Here is a 14,964-nt window from a genome sequence, read left to right as displayed (position 1 = left end):
CCGCCACCAGCAGCGGCATCCCCGCCACCAGCAGCAGCGTCCCCGCCACCAGCAGCGGCATCCCCGCCACCAGCAGCAGCGTCCCCGCCACCAGCAGCGGCATCCCCGCCACCAGCAGCAGCGTCCCCGCCACCAGCGCCGGCACCCGCGTCGATGCCGCCGAGCAGGCCGCCGTCCTCGTTCACCGTGGCACTGGAGCTCTTAGTGGCGGTCTCACCGCTGTTGCTGACGCTGACAGCCTGCGCCGCGCCCGCGGCGGTGAGTGCGGCGCCGGCGGCGATGACCGCACCCGCGGCTATCCGCGCGACGCGTACGCGCGTCTTCTTCGTCATGTGCTGCTACCCCCAGTAGCTGTTCTCGTCAATGGAGCAGCCATACGCGGGGCACGGTCCAGCGGGGTTTGCTCCGAACGCCGGCCCACGTCGTGCCGTGGCCATGCCGCCCGCCCCCGATCACACCCGTCCCAGACATACGCATGCTGCTTTAGCACCCTGTCCAGAGTTAAGGACTACGTCAAGGCCGTTCTGTGCAATGTGCACCGCTTTGAGCAGAGTTGACCCTCGTTCAGAACCACGACTGTGACGCACTCACCACGCCGTCCACGCAACTCGCCACGCCAACTCCCCCTCGGCCAAGGCCCGTTTCGGACGCCTTCCGGTCGCTCTGCGGCCATGCCCGGTTCATTCGAAACGATCAGCATCGGAGCATCCGACCGTACCGACTCGTCCCGAACCCGGTGAACCCATGCAGAAGCGCACCGTCGCCCTCGCCCTGACGCTCGCTGTCTCCGCCCTGATACCGGCGGCGCTGCCTGCCCAGGCTCAGTCGGACTCCTCCGGCTACTACGCCACCAAGACCCCGTACGCACCGCAGCAGAACCTGCGGTCGTACCAGCACGCCCCCAAGGGCTTCGTCCCCGTGTTCACCGAGAACGTCTCCCGGCACGGCTCCCGCGCGGCGTCCGACAGCGAGGACGGGGACCTGATCCTGGCGCTGTGGGAGAAGGCCCGGAGCGAGGGGCAGCTCACCGCCGCCGGCGAGCGGTTCGGCGGAGAGACGAAGGCGCTGCTCGCCGCGATGGACAAGATCGGCTACGGACAGCTAAGCGGGCGGGGCGTGCGCGAGATCCATGACACCGCCGCACGGCTGCAGAAGCGGCTCCCCGCACTCTTCAAGCAGATCGTCAAGGACTCCGAGCAGATCAACGTCACCAATTCGGGCAAGGACCGGGCCGTCGACAGCGGTGACCTGTTCGCCGAGGCCCTCGCCGAGAACGACCCGGCCCTGGCGCCGCTCATCACCCCCGCGAGGACCGATGCGGACCTGCTCTACTTCCACAAGTCGGCCGGCGGCGCGGAGTACCGGGACTACGTCGACCACGACGAGCGGCTCGCCGCCACCCTCGACACGATCACCGGCCAGCCGGCCTCGCACACCGCGGCCCGCAACGTCCTGAAGAAGATCTTCAAGCCGGCGTTCGTCGAGCGGATCTCGGCCGGCGAGTTCGACTCGACCGGCACCGAGGTGGAGGCCGCGCAGGCGGTCTACGCCCTCTACAGCATCGCCCCGGCCATGGCCGACGAGGGCGACTGGAACATGGAGCGCTACCTCGCGCCCCGTGACGCGAAGTGGTTCGCGTACCTCAGCGACGCCGAGGACTTCTACGAGAAGGGGCCGGGCTTCGACGACAGCGACATCACGTACCGGATGGCGAACGTCCTGCTCGACGACTTCTTCACGAAGATCGACGCCAAGCGGAACGGGACCAGCAATGCGGGCGCGGAACTGCGCTTCACGCATGCGGAGGAGATCATCCCGCTGGCCGCGCTCATGGGCCTGCCCGGCAGCACGAAGGCGGTGTCGGAGGCCGAGCCGTACACGTACGCCGACAACCCGTGGCGTGGCGAGTCGGTGGCGTCCATGGCCACGAACATCCAGTGGGACCTGTTCCGGAAGGGCAGCAAGTACCTCGTACGGATGCTCTACAACGAGAAGCAGACCGCGTTCAGGAAGGGCTGCGAGCCGGTGGCGAAGGGCAGCTACTTCTACGAGGTCGACGAACTGAAGCAGTGCCTCGGCCGCACCACGTCCTGACCGCACGCGGAAGCGCGAGGAGGGGCGTGGGAGCCACGGCTCCCACGCCCCTCTTCGCGGTGTGTCCCGCCCGGCGGGACTACGCCACTACTTCTCGCTCTGCTTGCGCCAGCGGATGCCCGCCTCGATGAAGCCGTCGATCTCGCCGTTGAAGACCGCTTCCGGGTTGCCCATCTCGAACTCCGTACGCAGGTCCTTGACCATCTGGTACGGGTGCAGGACGTACGAACGCATCTGGTTGCCCCAGGAGTTGCCGCCGTCGCCCTTGAGCGCGTTCATCTTCGCCTGCTCCTCCTGGCGGCGGCGTTCGAGGAGCTTCGCCTGGAGGACGTTCATCGCGGACGCCTTGTTCTGGATCTGCGAGCGCTCGTTCTGGCAGGAGACGACGATGCCGGTCGCCAGGTGGGTCAGGCGCACTGCGGAGTCCGTGGTGTTGACGCCCTGGCCGCCGGGGCCCGAGGAGCGGTACACGTCGACGCGCAGTTCGGACTCGTCGATCTCGATGTGGTCGGTCTGCTCGACCACGGGCAGCACCTCGACGCCCGCGAAGGACGTCTGGCGGCGGCCCTGGTTGTCGAACGGGGAGATCCGGACGAGCCGGTGCGTGCCCTGCTCGACGGAGAGCGTGCCGTAGGCGTACGGGACCTCGACGGCGAAGGTGGTCGACTTGATGCCGGCCTCTTCGGCGTACGCCGTCTCGTAGACCTCGGTCTTGTAGTTGTGCCGCTCGGCCCAGCGGAGGTACATGCGCTGGAGCTTCTCGGCGAAGTCGGCGGCGTCGACGCCACCGGCCTCGGCGCGGATGGTGACCAGGGCCTCGCGCGCGTCGTACTCGCCGGAGAGGAGCGTGCGGACCTCCATCTCGTCCAGCGCCTTGCGGACGGACTCCAGCTCGTTCTCGGCCTCCGCGAGGGCATCGGCGTCGCCCTCGTCCTCGGCGAGCTCGAAGAGCACTTCGAGGTCGTCGATCCGGCCGCGCAGGGTCTCGGTCTTGCGGACCTCGGCCTGGAGGTGGGAAAGCTTGCTGGTGATCTTCTGCGCCGCCTCCGGGTCGTCCCACAGGGACGGAGCGGCAGCCTGCTCCTCGAGCACGGCGATGTCACCCCTCAGCGCATCCAGGTCCAGGACGGCCTCGATCGACCCCATGGTCGAGGAGAGGGACTTCAGCTCTTCGGAAATATCGACGACTGCCACGGGTCCAGCGTAACGGCTGTCGGCGCGGGCGTTCCTCGGACGGCATGATCACGACCGCACACGGGAGGTGAGCACAGCTCCCGGACCCCGTCGAACGGGGCCCGGGAGGGGCGTGGCGGCCGGGGAACCCTGGCAGGGCCTAGCCGCCCGGGAGGGTGTCCGGGACCAGGACCGAAGGCTCGACGGCGGCGGCAGCCGCGCCATATCCGTTTCGGGTGAGGTTCACGTGATCACCAGCGTCGAAGTCGGCCGGTGCCGCGCCATTGCCGAGGAGCAGCGGGGGCGGATCCAGCGTGCTCGTGGCATCCGGCACCGCGAGCGCAGCCTCCATGTCCACGGTGTCGACGTAAGGGGCGGTGAAGTCCTGCTGCTCCGAAATCCAGCCGTTGACGTTCACGCGGTTGGCGTCCGCGGCTGTCGTGCACGGGGCGTACCCGACGCAGGGAGTCAGCGTGGCGAACACGGTCTTGATCCCCCGCGCCCTGAGCATGTCCCGCAACGTCGTGTAGGCGCTCGTGACCGTTGCGTCGTCGGCTCCGCCCGCGATGTCTTGAATGCCCTGCACGATGACCACGGTCTTGAGGCCCGGAATGGCCAGCACATCTCGATCGATGCGGGAGAAAAGGGAGGCACCTCCTTGGTTCCGGTCCAAAGCCAGCCGATTGTCTTTGATCGGTGTCCCGACGACGCCGATTCCCGCGGTGGTGGAGTTCCGTTGCAGGCGATCCCAGATCCACTCGGCGAAGCGGGGCATCACACCCTTTGCCTCGGATCCAGCAGTGCCCGGGGCCACCAGGCCGTCTCCGACCACCGCCACAGTGGGCTGCCCGTCGGGGGCGAGAACATCCATACCTGTGACCACGTTGGTGAACTGGCCGACGATGGCATCGTCCCCGGTGAAGACTCCAGCGTCTGTATCGGCGGTGTGGTCCCCGGATCCCACGGGGGCGACGTAGATGAGGCTGTAACTCGATGCCCAGCTGTGCTGGGGGAGATAGGTGACCGCGTTCGCCAGGTGGAAGCTGAGCAGCACACTCTTCCTGACGGCGATCGGGGTAGTGATCACGTCAGTGACGGCCGTGCCGCCCACCGGGACGGTGATGCCTCGCTTCCCGCCCTCGAAGGTCAGGTCGACCGGCGGGCCGTCGGGCTTCGCCCCGTTGCCCGACGTCTGCAGCGCGAACGTCACGTGGTCGATGACCAGAGGGCTGACGCCCCGCTCGTTGGAGAGCCGGAATCGCGCACCGGTTCCGGCGGCCGTCGGGTAGATGAGCGTCCGGATCGTCTGATCCCGGTAGTCCACTCCGTTGTTGTAGTTGTAGCTCCCCTCCACCGGCGCGCTCCACGCCCCCTTCCACGCCGCTCCGGCCGCCGCCCCCGCCGGTGCGGCTGCCGTGTCGCGTACCGCCATCGCGAAGATGTGGAGCCCGGGGATGCCCGTGACCGCCTTGTCGCTGATGTCGGGCAGCGTCACCGAGTCGACCGTCGATCCGTGCCGCAGCGGGATCGCGAAGGTGTAGATCCTCAGCGGCGAGGACGTCTGCGCGCCTGCCTTGTTGGTGTGCGGCAGCGTGACGGTCGCCAGGCCGTTGGGCCCGGTCGACCAGTCCGGCGCCGACAGGAAGTACGGCTCCGCAGCGGTCTCCCCCGTGTAGTTCACGGCTCCGGTCGCCGCCTCGCAGTCCGTCGGTGTGCCGTTCGCGAGGCTGCAGTTCGTGCCGGCGACGGGGGTGCCGTCCTGGATCACCGGGCTGCTCGTGTCTGCGGCGTTGCGGTCGGCCGCGGTGCGGGCGCCGGTCGACGTGGCCAGGAAGACGAGCGCGTCACCGGCCGCTCCGTCCAGCCGGATCGTCTGGTTCGCGGCCAGGACGTTGTCGGCCGCACCTGCCCCGAAGGCGGGGAGTGTGAAGTCCGCCCCGTTCACCGTGATCTTCTCGCCCGGCTTCCACCCCGCGGCTGCGAGATCCTGAGCCGAGAAGCTCTGCCCGAGCCCGTCCGCGTTGGCCGCTCCCGGATTGGTGTCGGCGGAGATCGCGGTGTTGTTGAAGGCGTCCTTCAGCGTCGCGTACGTGCGGGGCGCGTGCCCTTGGGCGATGAACTCGTAGGCGGCCATCTCCGAGGCGTTGCCCGCCGCGTCCAGCGCGTAAGCCCACAGGATGTGCGTGCCGGGGGCGGACGGGGTGACGGCGTAGGACGCGCTGTTGTTGACGGCCGTCTTGACCTGGGAGGCGGGCGGGTTGCTCGTCGGCGGCTTCACGTCGAGGCCGAACACGAACTTGGACGCCGTGTTGTTCGTCGACCCCGGCGCCACGCTCGCCGTGAACGTGCCCGCCGTCCCGGCCGCCGCGCCCGGGGTCTCCTCCGGGAAGAGGCCGCCGTCCGATTTGATCACCGGCATCACCGGGGCCCGCTGGTCCACCGTGAAGTGGCAGACCGAGCTGTTGGACCTGGTGTCCTTGCCATCGGTCGTGGAGACCTGCCAGTCGACGGTGCTGCCGTCCTTGAGGCCGGTGATGAAGGAAGCGGGTAGCCTGACCGGTGCCTTCTGGCCGCTGGACACGTTCGCCGACGTCAGGGTCTTCTTGGTGCTGGTCCCGTCCACCCAGTACGAGTACGTGGCCGCGAGGGCGTCCTTGTCCGCGTCGCTCACCGTCGAGGTGAGAGCGGGCGGCGTCGTCGCGACGGTCTTGCCGATCAAGGGGTACGGGGCGGTGACGTCACAGCCGTAGGACGAGGAGTTGACCGTGGCCGCCAGGGCGCTGGGGGTGTTCGGCACATGGTTGTACGTGATGGTCATCGACGGGTTGGCCGCGAACCGCTTGAACAGAACACGGTCGGACTCGCTGTTGTTCAGCAGGGCGAACGTCCAGCTGCCCTGCTTCGCCGCAGCCGCCTTGGCGATCGTGGAGGTGACCGAGTAGCCCTTGGACGGATGGCTGGAGCAGGCGGGGCCGAAGGTCTGCGATCCCAGATTGCTGATCAGGCCCGGACGGCTGTTCCACGTCGTGCTGCCGCTGAACGCGTGGGCCGAGCGGAGGGAGACGCCGGAGGATTCGGCGCAGCTGGACGAGCTGGTCTCCATCACGTTGACCACCGCCGAAACCACGTGGGTGCCCCACACGCTGGACGGGATGGCCAGCTGGAAGTACGAGCGCTCGATGCCGACACAGCCCGACCACCCGTTGTAGCCCACGCCGGGGTCGCCGTACTGCGTGGAGTCGTAGTTCTTGGCCGTGGGGCAGCCCGACTGGACCTCGATGAAGTGCTGCCGCGCGCCTGAGGCGGTGTGCGGGTTCCACGAGGGGTCGATGTAGAGCGGGTAGTGCGTGTCTGCGGCCGTCAGCAGCGCCGGGTCCGGCGTGAGGGTGATCGCACCGGATCCGGCCTGCGCGTCCACGGACGCGGTGTGCGCGGTGCCTGCCGACGGGGCGGCGAGCAGGGAACGAGCTCCGGAGACCGCCGCCGCCATGGGGCTGACCGTCCCGGCGGAGTCCCACATCCTCGGCTGGGGCGCGCTGAACACCAGGGTGCCGTCGGGCGCCTTCGCCTGGAAGTTGTCGTGGCCGTCGTCGGAGAGGCTGACCCCCTTCGTGCGGCTGGTCATCCTGAGCCGGGAGAGCGCCGGGTCGGCAGCGGCGGCGGCCGTCTTCACGACGAGCACCTGTGTGAAGCCGCCACGGTCGTTCGCCGTGAGCGTGAGGTCGACGTCGGGCAGGACACCGGGGTACGTGATCCCCGAACCGGAGGCCGTCGGCGCCGGGAGGGGCGCGGGCCAGGACAGGGCGAGTTCGGCCTTTCCGTTCCTCATCGTGACGAGCGGTCCCGATCCGCCCCCGGAGAAGTCGATGTCTCCTGGAACGGCGCGCGGAGCGTACGTCCCGTCGTTCTGCCGGGCCAGCGTGCTGTCGACCGGCACCCAGGCGCCGCTCCTGCGCACCCGTTGCGGAGTGACGGCGGTCGTCCAGCTGACGGTGCCGCCAGGGTTGGCGGTGGCGGTGTCCGTCTCGGTGGTCAGGGCGTCGACCTGTACCGGCTCCCCGGTGCGGTCCGCCTCACGTTGCGCGGTGCCGAGCGCCCGCTCCTGCGCGGCGTCGAGCCCGGAATCCGCGTCGTCCCGCATGTGACCCAAGGGCCCTTCGGGCTTTGGTGACTTGGGTTCGGGTGCAGGCGTGCCGGGCGAGGGGTGCTGGGTCGCGGGCAGGGCCTCGTTCACCCCCGGCTGCCCGCCGGGCGAGTCCGAAGCGACCGCGGTTCGGGAGCCGACGGCGTGCGCCACTCCTGGTGACAGTGCGGCGATCAGCGCGGCGCACATCAACGTCGCGGTTCGGCTTCTTCGGGCGGAAGGACGACTGCCCCACATGCGAGGCCCCCCTGGGCATGTCGGCGAATTCAAGCTCGGCCCGGCGGACCCTAACCATTTCACAATGAAATGAGCAAGTGAATATTCCGTAAAGACCAACCGTTATTCCATGCACTGCCCCTCTTCGGTGGATATCTCCCCCGACACCCCTCCGTCGCATCTCGACTACAGCGAGCACAAGGGCAAACCGAGCAAAAATTTGTCAATACCTACTATTCCACCACCACGCTTTGCCATTTCTTTGGCATTCCTTTCCCTCGCGCATGGGGGGCGCCATTTTCACGCTGCTAAATTCCGCAGGCCATCATTGGGACCTGGGGGGATTCATGACGGGGCAGTCGAAAGCCGGACGGTTTTTCCGCCGGCAGGGCCGAAGTACGAGAATCGCGACCGTCACCACGCTCGCCTCGGCGTTGCTCCTGGTCGTATCGGTCGCCGATCCGGCGAACGCCCTCTCCCTTTCCGGTGACAGCAAACGGAACTTCGCCGTACAACCGGAGAAGGCCGACTCCGTACCGGTGAAACCGGTCCCCACCCGTACGGTTTCACGCCCCCGTACTCCTTCGTGGAAACCGGGAAGCGCCAAGCGGACGTGGCCGCGGGCCGGTTCGGCAGAGATCAAGGTCGGCGGGGCCGCCACGGCGCCGAAGGCCGGCGCCCTTCCCGTGCGCATCGCTCCGGCCCACGACAGGTCCGCGCGCCCCACCACCCCGGTCCGGGTCGCCCTCGCCCCCCGCTCGGCCGCCACCGAGGCAGGCGTCACCGGCCTCGTCGGCTCCGTGCGCACCACCGGCGCAGGCCCCCGCTCCGGCGTGCGGGTCACCCTGGACTACCGGGAGTTCGCCGATGCCTACGGGGGCGACTGGTCCTCCAGGCTGCGCCTCGTGCAGCTCCCGGCGTGTGCGCTCACCACGCCGGACAAGGCCTCCTGCCGGGTCCGGACACCGTTGCTCTCGACGAACGACGCGAAGACGGGACAGCTCTCCGCCGATGTGACGCTCCCGGCCGGTTCCGCGAAGGCGGCAGGCGCGCCCGTCGTGTTCGCCGCCACGGCGGCCGCTGCCGGCGGGGGCGGCAGTTACGCCGCCTCCTCCCTCTCCCCCTCAGGCCAGTGGAACGCGGGCGGCGCGACCGGAGGCTTCTCCTGGTCGTACCCGCTCGGTCTCCCGGACGTGCCCGGCGGATTCAAGCCGAGCGTCTCGCTCGACTACGGCTCCCAGAGCGTGGACGGACGCACTTCCTCGACCAACGCCCAGGCCTCGTGGATCGGTGACGGGTGGGACTACTCGCCCGGCTTCATCGAGCGGTCGTACGCCTCCTGCTCCGACGACACGGCGGGCGGCAGCCCCAAGACGTCCGACCAGTGCTGGTCGGACGACAAGGACACGCTGACCCTGTCGCTCAACGGCGCGTCCAACACCCTGGTCTACGACAGCACCGCCAAGACGTGGCGCCCGCAGAGCGACGACGCCGAGCAGGTCTCCGTCCGCACCGACACGGTCAACGGCGACAACGACCACGAGTACTGGGTCGTGACGACGGCCGACGGCAATGAGTACTACTTCGGCCGGAACCAGCTTCCCGGCTGGAGCAGCGGCAAGGCCGTCACCAACTCCGTCTGGACGACGCCGGTCTTCGGCAACGACGCGGGCGAGCCCTGCCACGCCTCGACGTTCGCCGCCTCCTCCTGCCAGCAGGCGTACCGCTGGAACCTCGACTACGTCCTGGACAGCCACGCCAACGCGATGAGCTACTGGTACACGCCCGAGACCGGCTACTACGGCGTGAACAACGCGACGACGCCGACCGCCTACACCCGCGCCGGCGTCCTGTCGAAGATCCAGTACGGGCAGCGCAAGGACAAGGTGTACGACGCCGCCGCACCCGCCGCCGGGCAGGTCTTCTTCGACACCTCGGAACGTTGCCTGGCCACCACCGAGTTCGACTGCGCGACGTCCAAGCGCACCACAGCGAACAGCGCGCACTGGCCCGATGTGCCGCTCGACCAGAACTGCGCGTCCACCGGCTCGTGCGCCAACCACGGCCCCTCCTTCTGGACGACGAAGCGGCTGACCGGCATCCGTACCCAGGCCCTGGTCGGGACCGCGTACCAGGACATCGACGCCTGGACGCTCGCCCACACCTTCCCGGCCACCGGCGACACCACGACGCCGTCGCTGTGGCTCTCCTCCATCACCCGGACCGGCAAGGTGGGAGGCAGCGCGTCGCTTCCGGCCGTGACCTTCGACGGCCAGGCGATGTCCAACCGGGTCGACGGACTCGACGGATACCAGCCGATCACCCGCCGCCGCATGTCGGTGATCACGACCGAGTCCGGCAAGGTCATCCAGGTCAACTACCTGGCGGCCCAGTGCCACCGCAAGGGCACGGTCGTCATGCCGGACAGCCCGCAGACCAACACGATGCGCTGCTACCCGTCGTACTGGACGCCACCGGGGCAGACCGCGCCCCAGCTGGACTGGTTCAACAAGTACGTCGTCAACACGGTCACCGAGCAGGACCCGACCGGCGGCGGCCTCCCGGTGCAGACCTCGTACACGTACGCGGGCAAGGCGTACTGGCACTTCAACGACGACTCGCTCGCCCAGGCCAAGTACCGGACGTACAACCAGTGGCGGGGCTTCGGCACCGTCGAGGTGCGTACCGGCACCGCGCCCGAGAAGATCACGCTGTCCCGCGCCACGTACTTCCGGGGCACCGGCGACAAGCTGACCAACTCGGTCGGGGACATCACGGTCACCGACGCCGACGCGCTGGCCGGCCAGGTCTTCGAGACGCGGAGCTACCAGGGTGACGGCGGGGCGCAGCTCGCCTCCACGACCACTGAGCCGTGGCTCGGTCCGGTCACCGCGACCCAGTCGCGGACCAAGGTCGGACTGGACCCGCTGCTGGCCCGCCCCCTCAACACCCGCCGGGTCCGGACGACAACGACCAAGGCGGACGGCACGGCTCGCACCACGGAGTCGGTCACCGAGTTCGACGACGCGACGGGCCTGCCCAAGTGGGTCGACGACAAGGGCGACCTGTCCACCACGGACGACGACACCTGCGCCACCAGCTGGTACGCCAAGGACGCGTCCGGTGCCGTGCTGCCGATGCCCCGCCGCATGCGCACGGTGGCGGTGGGATGCGGCGTTACGCCGAAGTTCCCCGCCGACCTGATCAGTGACGACCTGACCTTCTTCGACGGGCACACGGACAACCTTGCCGTTCCGGGCACCGGTGACGTGACGATGGTGCAGAAGGCCGATTCGGTCTCCGCCGACGGCACCGCGCACTACGTCACGGTCCTGCGGAACAGCTTCGACAGCTACGGGCGCGAACTCACCGACGAGGACGCCCTCTCCCACGTCACGAGCACCTCGTACACGGCCGCCACCGCGACCGCGCCCGCGAGCATCAAGGTCACCCAGCCGAAGGTCACCGGCCAGACCGCGGGCTTCGCCACCACGACGACCTCGGATCCGCGCGGCATGCCGCTGAAGACGACGGACGCCGCCGGCTATTCGACGACGAGCTCGTACGACCCGCTCGGCCGCCTCAGCGCAGTCTGGAACCCGGGCTTCCCCACCACCAACGGCGCGAACACCACGTACGCCTACAACCTGTCGCGGACCGTCCCGTCGACCGTCACCACACGGACCCTGAACGACGACGGTGGCTACCGCACCTCGGTCACCCTGTACGACGCCCTGCTCCGCGAGCGCGAGACGCAGGCGGAGACGGCCGACGGCGGGCGCGTCGTCGTCGACACCGTGTACGACTCGCACGGCTGGCCGGTGAAGTCGGCCGGTCCGTACTACAACACCGGTACGCCGAACGGCACGCTCGTCTACGCCCCCGACAACCAGGTGCCGACGCAGACCGGCACGTTCTACGACGGCGGCGGGCGGGTCACCGACGCGGTGGCGTACACCCGGGCGACCGAGACCTGGCGGACCAGGACGGTGTACGCCGGTGTGGACCGTACGGACGTCGTGCCGCCCGACGGCGCGACCCCGACGAGCACCATCACGGATGCCCGGGGCAACACGACCCAGCTGATCCGCTACCACGGCAGCACCGCGTCGGGCGCCGCCGACACCGTTTCGTACGGCTACGACGCCGAGGGCCGGCAGATCCGTCAGGACGACGGCCAGGGACACATCTGGACCAGCACCTACGACCTGCTGGGGCGCAAGACCGACCAGGTCGACCCGGACACCGGGGCCTCGCACTCCGAGTTCGACGCCGCCGGCCGTGTGACCTCCTCGACCGACGCCCGCAAGAGGACCCTCTCCTACTCCTACGACGAACTCGGCCGGCAGACCGCCAAGTACGACACCACCGGCGGCGTGGAGAAGTCGGATGCCAACAAGCTGGCGTCGTGGGCCTACGACTCGCTGAAGAAGGGGCTGCCGACCTCGTCGACCAGCTACTCCGGCGGTTCCGCGTACGTCAGCAAGGTGCTGGGCTACGACTCGCACGGCTGGCCACAGGCGTCCGCGCTGGTCATCCCTGCCGCTGAGGGCAAGCTCCAGGGCACGTACCTCACGCAGAACCAGTACAACCCGACGGGCACCCTGCACTCGTACACGGACACCGCGGCGGGGTACCTGCCGCAGGAGACCTTCACCTACGACTACGACAAGTTCGGCCGCCAGAAGAGCGTCGGCTCCGGGGCACTGCTCGCGGGGCTCACGTACACGCAGTTCGACGAGCCGCAGCAGTTCACGTACGGCACGTCCGGCAACTTCGCGCAGCAGACCCTCGTGTACGAGGAGCAGACGCACCGCCTGAAGTCGTCCTTCACGGTCACCGCGTCGGGCGCGAAGGTCGCCGACCGCACCTCGTACGCGTACCAGCCGGCCGGCAACGTCACCAAGATCGCGGACGTGCTGGGCGACGGACAGACCGACACCCAGTGCTTCGACTACGACTGGGCGCAGCATCTGAGCGCGGCGTGGACGGCGACGGACGACTGCGCGGCCCGGCCTGCGGCCGGTGCGGCGTCGATGGTCGGCGGTCCGGCCGCGTACTGGCAGTCGTGGACGTACGACGCGACGGGCAACCGCAGAACGCAGACCGACCACGACCTGACGGGCGTCGCGACGAACGACACGGTCGCCACGTACAGCACCCCCGAAGCGGGCCAGGGCCCGGCCCACGCGCTCGCGAGCGTCGTGAAGGACACGCCGGGCGGCCCCGACACGGACACGACGACCGACTACACCTATGACGCCTCCGGCAACATCGACACCCGCACCTCGCGCGCCGGTACGGACGACTTCACGTACGACTCCGAGGGCAAGCTGACCCAGCTGGCCACCACCGGCACGGCCGATCCCACGAAGTACGTCTACGACGCCTCGGGGAACCTGCTGATCCGACGGGACGCGGGGGCGACGGTCCTGTTCACCGGGGACCAGGAGCTGACGCTCAAGACGGGTGCGGACAAGGCGGAGGGCAGCCGGTACGTCGCGCTGGGCGGGCAGCAGATCGCCGTCCACACGGCCGATGCCAAGGGTGACCGGGTCGACTACGTCGTCTCCGACCGCCAGAACACCGGCCAGTTGCAGATCGACGCGGGCACGCAGGCCGTGACGCGCCGCCAGTACAAACCGTTCGGCGAGGTCCGCACCGCGGCGGCCGACTGGCAGGGCACCAAGGGGTACGTCGGCGGTCAGCAGGACGATGCGACGGGGCTGACGAACCTGGGGGCCCGGGAGTACGACCCGGCGGTGGGCCGGTTCCTGAACCCGGACCCGCTGATCAGCGCGGGTGACCCGGAGAGCTGGAACGCGTACGCGTACGCCAACAACAGTCCCGTCACCCTGAGCGACCCGTCCGGCCTGTGCCCGGCGGACCTGTGCGGTATCGGCACACCGTACGGCGACGGCTCCGGCCGGATCATCACGGACGGGCCGGTCGATCCGGGCGGCCCCAACCGCACCACCTGCCACAAGGGCCGGTGCTCCGACGGCCTCGCGGTCGGCGACGACAACGGCGGCCGGGGCCACATCGGCAACACGACGCAGAACGTGCAGGCGGAGGCGGCCAAGGCGGCCCAGGAGGTGAAGACGGCGAACGCCGTCGCCGCAGCGGCCAAGAAACAGCGGGAGGGCCTGACCCAGAAGGTCATCAGCCTGGTCGCCGACGTCATCGGCCTCACGGACGCGGTGAACTGCTTCACCAAGGGCGACGTGATGGGCTGCGTCAACACGGCCCTGAACGCCGTGCCCTGGGGCAAGATCGCGAAGGCGATCAAGGCCGGCTGGAAGGCGTTCAAGATCTGGCGGGCCATCAAGAAGGCCGACAAGCTGGTCAAGGAGGCCGAGGACCTGGTCCGGGCGGCCGAGGCCTCGGCGAAGGCGGCCAGCTCCCAGGTCAAGGCCATGGAATCGGCTGCGGCCGCCTGTACGAAGCACAGCTTCAGGGGCGATACGCACGTCCTCCTGGCGGACGGCACGACGAGACCCATCGCGGACCTGAGACCGGGCGACGAGGTCACCTCCACGGACCCGCAGACGGAGGTCACGGCTGCCGAGAAGGTCGAACGCCACATCGTCACGAAGGACGACAAGGAGTTCACAGACCTCGTCCTGACGCCTGAGCCGGCCACCTCGCACGCAGTCGGGCCGGTCGCGGCTCCCGCTACGGGCGCCGGCACCCCTCGCCCCGTCAAGCTCACGACCACGTGGCACCACCCGTTCTGGGACGCCACGCACCACCGCTGGACCGACGCCAGAAACCTGAAGCCGGGCACGGAGCTCCAGCGTCCGGGCGGGGCGACGGTGGTGGTGTCGGCGGTGCGAAATTACCGGGCGTCGGGGGTCACTTACGACCTGACAGTCGGGGTTGTGCATACGTACTATGTGCTGGCGGGCGAGACGCCGGTCCTCGTTCATAATTGTGGCAGTGCACCTGCCGAAACGGTCAAAAACCTGCCGGAGGTCACGGCCCCCAAGCCCCTTAAGCCTTCTCAGGCCGATCAGGCGTGGAGTGATTTCTTGGGGCCTGGTCCGCACACGAACATTCACCCGCGAACTGGGCAGGTGGATCCCAACCGTCTCGTGTCTTCCGATGGGCGCCGCAGCATCCGGATGGGGGATCACGAGATGAACAGCAAGCCCACGAAGTTCCACTTCCATATGGAGACGTGGGATTGGAACTCCGTCACAAACGAATGGACTGTCGGCAATACGATGCAGCGAGTTCCCTTGGGGGTGAAATGATGAGAGTGGAAGTTCTGCAAGTCCTGACCCCATCGCAAGGGATCGTGCGTTTCAAGTGCGAGTCTGGCATCGCATTTGGCC

The 14,964-nt window shown here is 68.8% G+C and carries 4 protein-coding genes; 2 read left to right on the top strand and 2 right to left on the bottom strand.

Going from position 1 to position 14,964, the window contains the following annotated elements; genetic code table 11:
- Window positions 1-744: 744 nt before the first annotated feature.
- Window positions 745-2,094, top strand: a complete 1,350-nt coding sequence (locus ACGFZA_RS38985; RefSeq protein WP_393685488.1) for a histidine-type phosphatase — start codon at window positions 745-747, stop codon at window positions 2,092-2,094.
- Window positions 2,095-2,181: 87 nt separating this feature from the next.
- Here the strand turns inward: ACGFZA_RS38985 and prfB are convergent, their stop codons facing one another.
- Window positions 2,182-3,288 carry a peptide chain release factor 2 gene (prfB, locus tag ACGFZA_RS38980; RefSeq protein WP_385283172.1) on the bottom strand — a complete coding sequence of 369 codons (1,107 nt, stop codon included), beginning with the start codon at window positions 3,286-3,288 and terminating at the stop codon, window positions 2,182-2,184.
- A gap of 139 nt (window positions 3,289-3,427) precedes the next feature.
- Window positions 3,428-7,408: a hypothetical protein gene (locus ACGFZA_RS38975; protein WP_393685485.1), complete on the bottom strand. Its 3,981-nt coding sequence runs from the start codon at window positions 7,406-7,408 to the stop codon at window positions 3,428-3,430.
- A 653-nt stretch (window positions 7,409-8,061) separates the two neighbouring features.
- On the opposite strand from ACGFZA_RS38975, the gene ACGFZA_RS38970 reads away from it, so the two are divergent.
- Window positions 8,062-14,883, top strand: a complete 6,822-nt coding sequence (locus ACGFZA_RS38970) for an RHS repeat-associated core domain-containing protein (RefSeq protein ID WP_393685483.1) — start codon at window positions 8,062-8,064, stop codon at window positions 14,881-14,883.
- The last annotated feature ends 81 nt before the right edge of the window (window positions 14,884-14,964 follow it).

Source organism: Streptomyces sp. NPDC048211, from assembly GCF_043202315.1.
GTDB lineage: Bacteria > Actinomycetota > Actinomycetes > Streptomycetales > Streptomycetaceae > Streptomyces.
Note: the sequence above shows the minus strand (reverse complement) of the source record. Positions and strands in the feature narration are given on the sequence as shown.

What these genes read in the sequence shown, in the direction of transcription:
- ACGFZA_RS38975 (WP_393685485.1), bottom strand. Translation starts at nt 7,408, where the DNA reads ATGCGGGACGACGCGGATTCCGGGCTCGACGCCGCGCAGGAGCGGGCG.
- ACGFZA_RS38985 (WP_393685488.1), top strand. Translation starts at nt 745, where the DNA reads ATGCAGAAGCGCACCGTCGCCCTCGCCCTGACGCTCGCTGTCTCCGCC.